At 62.7% G+C, this 12147-nt stretch carries 10 protein-coding genes and 1 pseudogene; 2 read left to right on the plus strand and 9 right to left on the minus strand.

The genetic code is table 11. From position 1 onward, the window contains the following. A pseudogene (locus U1R88_RS22695) lies at positions 1-98 on the minus strand (hydroxypyruvate isomerase); the annotation flags it as partial. Between the two features lie 97 nt (positions 99-195). After that, entirely contained in the window at positions 196-1965 is a 1770-nt protein-coding gene (gcl, locus tag U1R88_RS22700; RefSeq protein WP_322433299.1) for a glyoxylate carboligase, read from the minus strand. A 263-nt stretch (positions 1966-2228) separates the two neighbouring features. On the opposite strand from gcl, the gene U1R88_RS22705 reads away from it, so the two are divergent. After that, on the plus strand, positions 2229-2651 hold the full coding sequence (locus U1R88_RS22705; protein ID WP_322433300.1) for a lysozyme inhibitor LprI family protein: 423 nt from the start codon (positions 2229-2231) through the stop codon (positions 2649-2651). A 322-nt stretch (positions 2652-2973) separates the two neighbouring features. Continuing rightward, positions 2974-4329 (plus strand): bifunctional UDP-N-acetylglucosamine diphosphorylase/glucosamine-1-phosphate N-acetyltransferase GlmU, encoded by a 1356-nt coding sequence (glmU, locus tag U1R88_RS22710; protein WP_322433301.1) that lies wholly within the window; start codon positions 2974-2976, stop codon positions 4327-4329. Positions 4330-4440: 111 nt separating this feature from the next. Here glmU and U1R88_RS22715 read toward each other — a convergent pair whose 3' ends face one another. The 7 genes from U1R88_RS22715 to U1R88_RS22745 form a co-directional block, all read right to left on the minus strand. Further along, positions 4441-5616 (minus strand): endo alpha-1,4 polygalactosaminidase, encoded by a 1176-nt coding sequence (locus U1R88_RS22715; protein ID WP_322433302.1) that lies wholly within the window; start codon positions 5614-5616, stop codon positions 4441-4443. Between the two features lie 90 nt (positions 5617-5706). Continuing rightward, a complete protein-coding gene (locus U1R88_RS22720; RefSeq protein ID WP_322433303.1) occupies positions 5707-6699 on the minus strand; it encodes a tetratricopeptide repeat protein in 993 nt (330 codons plus the stop codon). Positions 6700-6854: 155 nt separating this feature from the next. Next, the gene (locus tag U1R88_RS22725; RefSeq protein WP_068299108.1) at positions 6855-7856 is read right to left on the minus strand and encodes an NAD-dependent epimerase/dehydratase family protein; all 1002 of its coding nucleotides are present in this window, start codon (positions 7854-7856) and stop codon (positions 6855-6857) included. Between the two features lie 147 nt (positions 7857-8003). Beyond that, positions 8004-8843 carry a hypothetical protein gene (locus U1R88_RS22730; protein WP_322433304.1) on the minus strand — a complete coding sequence of 280 codons (840 nt, stop codon included), beginning with the start codon at positions 8841-8843 and terminating at the stop codon, positions 8004-8006. A gap of 80 nt (positions 8844-8923) precedes the next feature. Continuing rightward, on the minus strand, positions 8924-10102 hold the full coding sequence (locus U1R88_RS22735) for a KpsE/RkpR family capsule polysaccharide export protein (protein ID WP_322433305.1): 1179 nt from the start codon (positions 10100-10102) through the stop codon (positions 8924-8926). Beyond that, entirely contained in the window at positions 10080-10784 is a 705-nt protein-coding gene (locus tag U1R88_RS22740; RefSeq protein ID WP_322433306.1) for a P-loop NTPase family protein, read from the minus strand. Before U1R88_RS22740 ends, U1R88_RS22735 begins: the two co-directional genes overlap by 23 nt. A 5-nt stretch (positions 10785-10789) precedes the next feature. After that, on the minus strand, positions 10790-12046 hold the full coding sequence (locus U1R88_RS22745) for an ABC transporter permease (RefSeq protein ID WP_322433307.1): 1257 nt from the start codon (positions 12044-12046) through the stop codon (positions 10790-10792). Positions 12047-12147: the final 101 nt, after the last annotated feature.

A 12147-nucleotide genomic window follows, 5' to 3' on the forward strand; every position in this document is an offset into this window, starting at 1 on the left:
TCCACGCCCGCAAAGCCGTTGCGGGCGGCTGCCGCGAAGCGCTCCATGAACGGCACTTCGTTGAACAGCATGGTCAGATTGGCGGCAAATCTGGGCATGGCTGGGTTCCCGGTTCAGGCGAATTGAGGGCGAGACCATCCAGTCGAGGAACCGTTCCTCGACAGGGATCTACGGGGTGAATGGAGCGATGGCCGGCTATTCGGCCGCGACGGCTTCCGACCGGATAGGCAGGTCGAGGATGTCCTCGAACTCCGTGACCGCGTCGATCTCGGGGCCCATGGCGATGTTGGTGACGCGCTCCAGGATGAACTCGACGACGACGGGTACCTGATAGTCACGCATCCATTCGCGGGCCCTCTCGAAGGCCTGGCCGAACTCGTTGGGACTGCGAACCCGGATCGCCTTGCAGCCGAGCCCCTCGGCGACGGCGACGTGGTCGACGCCATAGCTTTCGAGATCGGGTGCATTGATGTTCTCGAAGGAGAGCTGGACCTGGAAATCCATGTCGAAGCCGCGCTGGGCCTGGCGGATCAGGCCGAGATAGGCGTTGTTCACCACGACATGGATATAGGGCAGCTTGAACTGGGCGCCGACCGCCAGTTCCTCGATCAGGAACTGGAAGTCGTAGTCGCCGGACAGGGCCACGATCTCCCTGTCGGGATCGGCGGCACGCACGCCGAGCGCGGCGGGAATGGTCCAGCCGAGCGGCCCGGCCTGGCCGCAATTGATCCAGTGGCGGGGATGGTGCACGCGCAGGAACTGCGCACCGGCGATCTGAGACAGGCCGATGGTCGAGACATAGCAGACATCCCGGCCGAAGGCGGTGTTCATCTCCTCATAGACGCGCTGGGGCTTGAGCGGCACATTGTCGAAATGGCTGCGCCGATGCAGGCTGCTTTTGCGCCCGCGGCATTCGTCAGCCCATGCGGAGCGATCCTTGAGCTTGCCTTGCGCCTGCAATTCGCGGGCGACGTCCAGGAAGAGATCGAGGGCTGCTCCGGCATCGGAGACGATGCCGAGATCGGGGTTGAAGACGCGGCCGATCTGGGTCGGCTCGATGTCGACATGCACGAATTTGCGGCCCTTGGTGTAGACCTCCACCGAACCGGTGTGGCGGTTGGCCCAGCGATTGCCGATGCCGAAGACGAAGTCGGAGGCAAGCAGCGTGGCGTTGCCGTAGCGGTGGCTGGTCTGCAGGCCGACCATGCCCGCCATCAGCGGGTGATCGTCGGGGATCGAACCCCAGCCCATCAGGGTCGGGATCACGGGCACGCCGATCAGTTCGGCGAAGGCGACGAGCCTGTCGGCGGCATCGGCATTGATGATGCCGCCACCCGCCACGATCAGCGGGCGCTCGGCTTCCTGCAGGAGCGCGATGGCCCTTTCGGCCTGAAGCCGCGTGGCGGCGGGCTTGTAGACGGGCAGGGGAGCGTAGATCTCGTCGTCGAACTCGATCTCCGCCGTCTGCACGTCGACAGGCAGGTCGATCAGCACCGGGCCGGGCCGGCCCGAGCGCATCAGGTGGAAGGCCTGCTGGAACACGCGCGGCACCAAAGCCGGCTCGCGCACGGTGACGGCCCATTTCGTTACGGGCTTGGCGATGGCCTCGATGTCGACGGCCTGGAAATCCTCCTTGTAGAGGCGCGCGCGCGGCGCCTGGCCGGTGATGCACAGGATCGGAATGGAGTCGGCTGCCGCCGAATAGAGGCCGGTGATCATGTCGGTGCCGGCCGGGCCGGAGGTACCGATGCACACGCCGATATTGCCGGCCTTGGCACGCGTATAGCCCTCGGCCATATGGGAGGCGCCTTCGACATGGCGGGCGAGGTAATGATTGATCGAACCGCGCGCCTTCATGGCCGAATAGAGTGGGTTGATCGCAGCGCCCGGCACACCGAAGGCGCAGGTCACGCCCTCGCGTTCCAGCACCCTGACGGCGGCGTCGATTGCTCGCATTCTTGCCATGGAGGTTCCGCCCTGTTTCTGATTTTTCTGGTATACAAGATGCCAGCATTTGAGGGAGTGTCAACCGCTTTATGCAACCTGGCTTTGCTGCCGGCCGCGGCGGATTGGCGCAAATAGCTCTCGACTTCGCCAGCCCGGCGCGGCGGAAAGGCCCCTTTCTGTTGATGGTTGATGGGGTGTGGTACTAGTCCGATGCCCGCAGCTGAAAATTGTGAGAGGTTGTCCCTCCTTCGTGATCGCCATGCCTATCGAGGAGAATGACCATGCGGCTGCCCGGCTTGATACGAACCACCCTGGTAGGACTTGCGCTCTTCTCCACGGCAGGGCCGGCCTTTGCGGCCGGGGACTGTGCCAATGCCGAAAACGAGGCTGCGCTCAATCAATGCGCCGGCAAATCGTTGAAGGCGTCCGATGGCGAGCTCAACACGCTCTACAGGCAGATCCAGAAACGCCTCAACGACGATGCGGACAAGACGAAATTGCTGGTAGCGGCGCAAAGAGCCTGGGTCGCCTTTCGCGACGCCGAATGCAATTTCTCAAGCGCCGGGGTCACCGGCGGCACCCTCTATCCGTTGGCGGTGACGCAGTGCCGTGACGGCCTGACGAAGGATCGCATCAAGACCTTCAAGACCTATCTCAACTGCGCGGAAGGCGATCTGAGCTGTTCGGTGCCGGCGGCGAATTAAGTGTGCGCTGCATCGCTTCGCCTGCATTTCTGACACGATCCGCGTCGATAGGTTTCCTGCTGCCGATCTCCCGGAGTGAGCTCGTATCATATCGCCCTCTCCCCGGGGATTTGCGCGGCCTGCGTTGATCACGGGCGGCTGGAACTTTATAAAGCCCCAGGATTCGACCGAAGAATCACACAAACGTCATGATGAGGGGACAGGAGTGTTCATATCAATGACGTAACACTGTCGCTCTGACACTGAAGCTGTCGTTCGATCAACTGATGCCGAACATCCCATAGAGCGCAGGCAACTTATCGCAACGTATACGGATCATGACATGTCCCGACCGACCCTAGCCGTCATCCTCGCCGCAGGTGAAGGCACCCGCATGAAATCATCGCTGCCGAAGGTGCTGCATGCCATCGCCGGGCGTTCCATGCTGGCCCATGTCCTGGCGAGCGTGAAGCAGGCCGGTATCACCGATGCTGCCGTCGTCGTTGGCCCCGGCCGGGAGGATGTCGCCAAGGTCGCCCAGAAGGAACTGCCCGGCTGCGCCGTGTTCACCCAGGTCGAGCGCAAGGGGACCGGTCATGCCGTGCTGGCGGCGAAAGAGGCGCTGGCCGACGGCAAGGACATCATCGTCCTCTATGCCGACACGCCGCTGGTGCGTCCCCAGTCGATCGAGACGCTGAAGGCGGCCCTGGTGGATGGCGCCAGCGTGGCCGTGCTCGGTTTCCATGCCGCCGATCCCACCGGTTATGGCAGACTGATCGTCGAAGGCGACGCGCTCACCGCCATCGTCGAGGAAAAGGACGCCACGCCCGAGCAGAAGGCCGTCGGTTTCTGCAATGGCGGCCTGATGGCGCTCAGCGGCGAGCACGGCCTGGCTCTGCTCGAAGCCATCGGCAACGACAATGCCAAGGGTGAATATTATCTCACCGACGCGGCCGAGATCGCGCATCGGCAAGGGCTTCGCGCCGTGGCGCGTCCGATCGCCGAGGAGGAGGTGCAGGGGGTGAACGATCGCCTGCAGCTGGCGGCGGCCGAGGCCGTCATGCAGTCGCGCCTGCGCGCGAACGCCATGCGCGAAGGCGTGACCATGATCGCACCCGAGACCGTCTTCCTCTCGCACGACACCCGCATCGGCAACGATGTGGTGATCGAGCCCAATTGCTGGTTCGGTCCGGGCGTCGCCATCGAGAGCGGTGCGGTGATCCACGCCTTCTCGCATCTGGAAGGTGCGCATGTCGGCAGTGGCACCTCGGTCGGCCCCTTCGCGCGACTGCGTCCCGGGGCAAAGCTCGCTGAGGAGGTCAAGGTTGGCAATTTCGTCGAGGTCAAGGCGGCAAGCATCGAGAAGGGCGCCAAGATCAGCCATCTCAGCTATATCGGTGATGCCCGGGTGGGGGCGGAGGCCAATATCGGGGCGGGTACCATCACCTGCAACTATGACGGCTATCTCAAGCACCATACGGATATCGGAGCCGGCGTGTTCGTCGGTTCCAATTCGGCCCTGGTGGCGCCTGTGACGATCGGCGACAACGCCAACATCGGTGCCGGTTCGGTGATCACCAGGGACGTGCCTGCCGAAGCGCTGGCGGTGGCCCGGGGCCGGCAGGTCGGGATCGACGGCTGGGCCAAGACCTATCGCGCCAAGAAGAAGGCTGAGAAAGAAGCCAAGGCCAAAGGCTGAAGATTCCTGGAGGCGGACAAGATGTCCGCCTCCAGGAATTTCCTCAATAAATAAAAAATAGCCGGCAAAAAAGCCGGCTATTTTCATCGATGCGATCCTCTTGGATGGTGATTACCCCTCCGCCCTGAGCAGCACCACGCCGGATCGCGGCTTGAGCTCGATCGGGCCATTGACCGCCTGGCCGGACAGGTCGCGCCAGCTGCCCGCGGGTGGCTGGATCGTGGCCGATTCCCGATCCGAGAAATTTACGGCGGCATAGCCGCGCTGGTAGTTGCGCCAGGCGATCGTGCCCTGAAGCTCGGAAGGGCCTGTGGGGGGACCGACGGGTGGATCGAGATTGGGATATTCGACCCAGCGCCCGGTGTCCTTCTGCGGCAGCACGGCGAGATAGCTGCGATTGTTGCGGTTCACCAGGAAGCTGGCGACGATCCAAGACAATTCGGCATTGTCGGGGGAAGCGGAGGCGTTCGTGCAAGTGTAGTTGATCGAGACATAGGCCCGATCTTTGCGTTGCTGGATCAGTTCGCGCTTGAGCCGCCACGCATCGTCGGTGATGCGGCGCCGGCAACTGTCGCTGAAGCCGCCTTCATCGACCCAGATATCGGCCAGGTTGATCAGGGCCTTTGTCTCGTCGGGCTGCTTGGGGTCGATCTTGGCATTCAATGCGATCAGGCCGCCGCGTTGATGAATCTCCTTAGCGAGCCAGCCGATATAATCGAGCTTCTGGGCGGTATGAGCCGGATCACGCGACTGCCCACTGAAAAGCTGCACCCATTTGCCGTCGCGCCAGACGCCGCAGCGCTTGTCGGTGTTGGGCAGGGCGACATTATCGAAGGCAATGGAACGATAACCCTTGGCCAAGGCCGGCTCGATATAGGTCTTCAAGAGATATTGGCGCACCTCGGGATTGCTGGTGTCCAGCGGCGCATAGGCGCCCCAGGAATAGGTGTAGCCAAAGGAGGGCGTCTGCTGATCGCACTGATAGGTGATCCAGCTGGGATGATTGGCCTTGTACCATTCCGCCGTATGGGCGCGGTTGAGATCGCGCTGGTTGGGGTAGTAGAAGCTGTCGATCACCTTGTTCGAGCGCAGGGGGGTCTTGGAGCCCCAGACGAAGCCGACATTGGGCAGGTTGGCGGGCGACTTCATGCGACCGTTGAAGATCTGGGCGCGCGGGATGCGGTCCACGGTCTCCGGATGCGCCACGCTTTGTTGCCCCAGGGCTGCGGTCCCAACCAGGAGGGAGACGGTGACGGCAATGCCGAAACTCACATGTTTTTGCAGCATGGCTCTTCCGTTGATCTATATGCGCATGCGCGGCCTCTCGACCTCGCCCGCAGGGTGAAACAGCCTCCAGCGGAGCCCGGAGGCCGTCGTTTATTCCCGGCCCGGCAGGAGATGTCCGAGGAGGACCAGCGCAGTCGGATCCTCGTGGCGCAACGCGAGGGCATCGAAGCAGGCGCCGATGGCGCTCTCGATGTCCTGGCTGGCCCGGCAGGCGCGTGCAAGCTGCACATAGTCGTCGGCCGTGGCCGCGCCCTGGGCGGAGACCGCCTGCAGCAGCGTCTTGGCCTGCGCATAGTGCCGGTTGGCGATCAGGGCGCGCGCATGCAGGCTGCGGGCCGCGCCGTCCTCCGGATAGTCGGCAAGCAGGGCGGCGGTATGCTGCTGGCTGTCCGGCTCCTTGGCGACCAATGTCTTGCGGGCTTCGGCGAGCCGGCGTGCCTTGATGCGCTCGGCAAGATCGCCTGCCGCCTGTTCGAGGCCGAGGCGGCTGCCGGCCTGCAGCCATTCATGGGCTTCCTGCCAGCGCTGGTCACGGAAGGCTTGCCTGGCGCGATTGCCGACATCGCGGGCAAGGGTGGCCGAGGCATCTGCAAGGGCAGTTGCATCGGTGACGAGCCTGGCATTGCGGGCAAAGGCGGCGGCTTCGCCTGCCGATGCCAGCAATCTCAGGAAATCGATGCGAAGGGCGGCATTGTCAGGGGCGAGGGCGAGCGCCATTTCGAAAGCCGCCACCCGCTCCTGGGCCGGGTTTTGCTTTCGCAATGCCTGTTGGCGGAGCAGCGTGACGATGCGCGGCAGCACTTCGGAATCGCAGGATTCGATCCTGGCGGGTGCCACGGCCGCGACGCGCGCCGCCGCCTGTACTTCGCCATGGCGCAGCAGGGCGCGAATGCCGGCAACGGCCTCGTTGACCGAAGAAGGCAGGAGATTGGTGAGGGCAGCGATAGTGCCCTCGATGTCGCCCAGGCTCAGAGTGCTGCGCGCCAAGGTGCGCAGGGCAATATTGTCGTCGGGCGTGATCGCCAGGGCGGTCCGTGCTTCCTCGGCAGCTTCGGCGAAGCGTTCAAGCTTGAAGAGTGCCACGCTTGCGCGTGTATGCGACTCCGCTGGAGAGGCTAGGGTCATCTTGACAACTCGGCGTTTGTCCCAGTCGGGGAAGGTGGATCTGGCTTTCGGCTCGCCGCGAAATTCCTTTGCGGCGAGCCGGGCCGGTGGTGTCTTGCAAATCCGGGCTCAACTCAGACCCGGTAGTAGGAGCGGTACCATTCGACAAAGTTCTTGACGCCGACATCGATCGTCGTCGTGGGCTTGTAGTCGATGAGCTGCTCCAGGAGATCTGCCGCCGCGAAGGTCGCGGGAACATCGCCCTTCTGCATGTCGAGGAAGTTCCGCTTCACCGGCATGCCCAGGCATTTCTCGACGGCGTCGACATAGTCGAGCAGGCCGACTGGCTGGCCGCCGCCGATATTGACGACGCGATAAGGCCCGGCCGGCGACAGGGAATCGATCTCACTGACCGGCTGGCCTTCCACCGGCGGTACCTTGGTGAGGCGCGCGATGGATTCTACCAGATCTTCGACATAGGTGAAGTCGCGCTGCATCTTGCCATGGCCATAGACGTCGATAGGCTCGCCAGCCAGCGTCGCCTTGACGAATTTGAACAGGGCCATGTCGGGCCGGCCCCAAGGGCCGTAGACCGTGAAGAAGCGGAAGGCCGTGGTCGGGATCTTCCACAGATGCGCATAGGAGTGCGCCATGTCCTCGGTGGCCTTCTTGGTCGCCGCATAGAGCGTGAGAGGGTGGTCGGTGCGCTCGCGCTCGTTGAAAGGCATGTCCTTGTTGGCGCCGTAGACCGAACTCGTCGAGGCGAACAGGAAATGGCCGACGGAATGAGCCCGGGCCAACTCCATCACATTGAACGTGCCGACCAGATTGGCGTCGACATAGGCGCGCGGATTTTCCAGGCTGTAGCGTACACCCGCCTGGGCGGCGAGGTGGATGATGACATCGGGCTTCTCGTCGGCGACGACCTGCTCGAGCGCACCGAAATCCTCCAGCATCAGGATATGCTCGCGGAACGCGTTGGTCTTGCCGAGCATGGCGTGCCGGGCCTGCTTCAGCGTGACGTCGTAATACGGCGTCATGCCGTCCACGCCTGCCACGAAGTGGCCGTCGGCCAACAGGCGGCGGGCGAGATGGAAGCCGATGAAGCCAGCCGTGCCGGTAATCAGAAAGCGCATAAAGGGTCAGTCCTTTCATAGCGTTTTGCGATTTGGCGGTATCGCCAAGAATCGCAAAGACGCGTCACAATAAAGAGCTGGAGCAGAGCGGCGATTGCACCAAGACGCGCTTTGCTCCGAGGGGGATAAAACCGACGCGGCAGGCCGTCAGGCCGCCAGGTCGGGAATGACAGAAGCGTTCGGCTTGATCACGCGGTTGAGCAGATACCAGCCATACATTTGTTCGAAGCCTGGGTCGTAATGGTCGAGATCGGCACCCTGGCGTTCGAGGGCACGCGTGCGGCCGACGGCCTCGATCACGCCGCGCGGTTCGAAGACGGGAATGCCGAGTTCCGCCCCGATCTTCTTTACCCGGGCGATGAAGGCCTCGCGGCTCTGCAGCACGCGCCCGTCCTGGAGTGGCAGGCCGACATGGGACACGGCCGCCATCGGCTTGCCCCACAGTTGCTTGAGCTCGATCAGGCCCTGGCGCAGGGCATCCTCGTCGGCGATCTCGCAATAGGCGTCGCGCAGGATGCGTGCATCCGCCTCGCCGAAACCTGCTTCCGCGAACTGCTCGGAGGCAATGACCTTCTTGGCGGTTTCGGCCGAGATGCAGCGCTTCTGCAGCATTTCCTTCCACCACAATTTGCCCCCGTCGCCCAGGGGGCTGAGCAGATGGCGGTGGAGATAGTTGAGCTGGAGATAGATGCCGTCGCAGATCAATTCCTTCTCGGATGCGATCTCGACGAGGAGGAAATCGGCCTTGGCCTGTTCCTTCTGGGCATTGGCGGAAAGCCTGGGCACGCGCTCCGTCGAGAAGACATAGGGCGCCATACCGTCGGGGATCTGGCATTCGCCGCGCATCCAGCGCAGACGCTGCACGGCCTCGCCGACCGAGTGCAGATAGGCGCGTGAGCCGCCGTCATAATGGCTGCAGCGCCCGGTGGCGGCGATCTCTTCCATCGGCCTGTGCAGACGGCAGGACCCCAGAACGAATACCTTCATCGCGCGTCACTCCTTGCATGAATGGGATAGCGGGAGAATTGGAGAGTTGAACAGCCAGAGCCAAGCTTCATCGCCAAACCTCACCGGCCCGAGATTGCGTTGCGGATCAGGCCGCCGGTCACCGAAGCGAGAAAGGCCAGCGCCAGCCCCACCAGCAGGGCGGAGCCGAGAGCGGTCAGCTTCTGGGGATAGGTCGGCGTGTAATCGGCCTTGGGCTGGGCGATCGGCGAGACATAGCGCTGCTGGCGCAGGATCGCCACGCGCGCCTGGTCCAGGGACTGGCGGGCCGAAGCCAGGTTGGTATCGGCGAAGTCTTGCGCGATCTTCAGGCTTTCGTAGCTGGAAAGCTGCTTGGCCACCGTTTCGCTACCGCCACCCAGCCGCTGGCGAGTGTCATCGATTTCCTTGCGGAGAGTGACGATGCGCGTCTCCACGCTCTTGCGCCGCGGATTGTCGCCCTGCGTCGCCTTGAGTTGGCCGAGATCGGTCTGGGCGGCGGCCAATTGGGCCTCGAGCTGCCCGATCAGATTGGTCAGCACGGTCAGGTCGCCCGTCGGATCGACATTGGCGTTCCGGTTGCGCCAGTTGGCCACTTCGAGGCGGGCCGCCGCCGAACGCTGCTCGCTGCGGCTGACTTCCTCCTGCGCAACCTTGAGGGCGTCATCGAGGGCGCGCTGGTTCATCTTGTTGGCGAAGGTGTCGGACAGATCGATCAGCGCATTGGAGATCTTGACGGAGTCCTCTGGGGTGAAGGCCTCGACCTGCAGGACGACGATCTGCTCGATCATGTTGTAGCGCACCGTGACCAGCGACTTATAGGCCCGATAGAGCTCGTCCGGCGACGGCTTGTCCGGCAGGCTCACCAGCGGATCGGCCGGATGCTCGGTGAGCATCTTGGTGAGGTCGATCTTGTTGGCGAGCCCGTCCATCGCTTCGCGCGACTGCAGGAAGTCGCGCACGGCGTAGCCATCGACGAAGCCGCTGACACCCATGCCGGACGAGCCGGACGAGAGCAGGCCGCCGACGCCGACCGGCTGCTGGACATCGCCGCCCCGGATCGCGAACCGTGACTCCGCCGTATAGAGAGGCGTGGCGACAACGAAAACATAGAATGCCGTCAGCGCCAGTGGCAGCAAAGCAAGCATCAGTCCGATCAAGGAAAAACGCCGCCGCCGGCGCCTTACCTTGTGCTGGTAGCGCAGAAACGCCGCACTCTCTTCCGGAGCGATCTCGCCTTTAAGCGAATTGATCGTCGACAAGGGGCTCGGGTTGACCTCGTCCAGTGTCGTTGATGTCGGGACGGAGAGGGAATTTGCGGAGGACTTCGTCAAGTTGGCTCTCTATTTCGATCAGACCCTGATTGAGGATGAGGGCGGTGTCACAGAACTCATCGACTTCGGATTTGCGGACGGTCGAGAGGAGAAGCGTGCGACCGTCAATACGCTGCTCGAAAAGGGCTCTCCACAGCAAGGTGAAGCGATCTTTCCGATAGGGGAACGTGCCGTCGACGACGTAGATGTCAAATGTCGGCAGGAGCGGTAAAATATACCCTAATTCCTGCCGCGCTGTGGCCGGCCAATGCTCTACGAACTCGTCGAGATATTCCGGCAGAGTCAACATCGACTCGACGAGGTATATACAGAATCTATAGTCAAGATGATACAAACGGGAGATTAAGGCTACAATTTGTCTCCCGCTCAATTTACCGCGAACAAAGCCTGCTCGTCCGATAGGCCAGGAACAACTGCCTCCTCGAACGACACGGCCGCTGGTTGGAGGGCGCAGGCCGGCGAACAGGTCGATGGCGGGTTTGCGCGCGATCGGATCCGGCGAGACGACGGCATAGCGCCTGACGGGCAGCGCCATGGTGATGTCGAGCGCTATCGGGTAGGGCGTTCCCCCCACCATGGGCGTGTCCACGACATGTTCGAGCGCGATCATGGTCCTCACACGGGTTGGATGCGAGGCCGTGCGTGCTTTTCGGCCAGGAGGCCGACGCCCAACACAGCGATCAGACATAGAAAGAAATAGGTCGGGTTGGCGTCCGAGGAGGCGTAACCCGGGAAATAGGCGGCACGCAGAAGCTGCATGCCATGGGCGGTCGGTGACCACAGCACGTAGGCGCGATATTCCTCGGGCAGTTGCTCGGTCACGAAGAACACCGATGAGAACAGCTGCAGACCGCGTTCGAGCACCGAAGCCAGGCGCAGGAAGAACGGCCAGTGCACGGCAATGCTGCCGAAGATGAGACCAATCGCCAGGCCATATGACCACATCGCGACGACATAGCTGACCACTTTCGGCACGTCGGCGGGAAGGGTGATCATGTTGACCATCCTTCCGCAGGTCAGCAGGATCATGAAGACCACGGCGTAGATGATCAGATATTGGACCGCAAAAGCGAGCGCCTGATGGATCGGCCGGACAGGCGGCAGATTGATGAAGACGCGGTTATGCGCGACCGCCGTGCTGACCCGGAAGATCACCTGGCGACACATGATCCAAGTCGTGCTTCCGAGCAGGGCGAAAGTCGGCACGTCCATGTTCATGATGAACTGCGTCTGAAGAATGAAATAGATCAGCGAGATCAGCGTCAGCAACACGGCCGGCTGAATCAGCATCCAGAGAATGCCGAAGCGGCTTTCGGAGGCGATGAGCTGGAACTGGACGATGAGAATGGCGCGCACCACCCCGATCGCACCGGCAACCCGGGTGCCGCGGCCGTTCTTCCCACGGGCAGGATCGGCCAGGAACAGCCCGTTGCTGAGATGGGCGATCAGCTCCAGGTCCTGTCGGCTGGCTCGGCTGAGATAGTCTTCCTGGACCCCGCCATCGACAAGCCGCGCCTCCCGGGCAGCGGCGTTGCGCTTGCGGGAGCGCCTGAGATCGCGCGCTTCAGCCAGTTTGTTGGCGGCCTCGCGCAGATCCGGCGGCGCATAGCTGTCGGCGAAGACGTCGATGTCGGCACGGATGTCGTTTTCGAGGATCCGGATCGTCGTTCTCAGCAGGCGATGATGATAGTCGAGATCCTCGGCATCGGTCTCGCTCTCATCTTCGTCGAAGATTTGCTTTTGGGTCTTTTCGGCATGATTGTAGATGGCCCGCCGCGTCTTGACGTTGTTGTCAGGCAGATCGCGCAGCGCATGGCGCAGCAGGATGAGATATCCGTCCCAATCTTGTTGGAGGACTTCAGCTGATGTCATCGGCCATGATCCTTCTATCTGCCATGGGCTGGTGACGGCTGGGGAGGTAATGGGCTCGATGCTGCCCGGCAACGCAATGGGTACAAGACCTCGTCCTCGCG

Source organism: Labrys sedimenti (assembly GCF_034424805.1).
Classification (GTDB): Bacteria; Pseudomonadota; Alphaproteobacteria; order Rhizobiales; family Labraceae; genus Labrys; species Labrys sedimenti.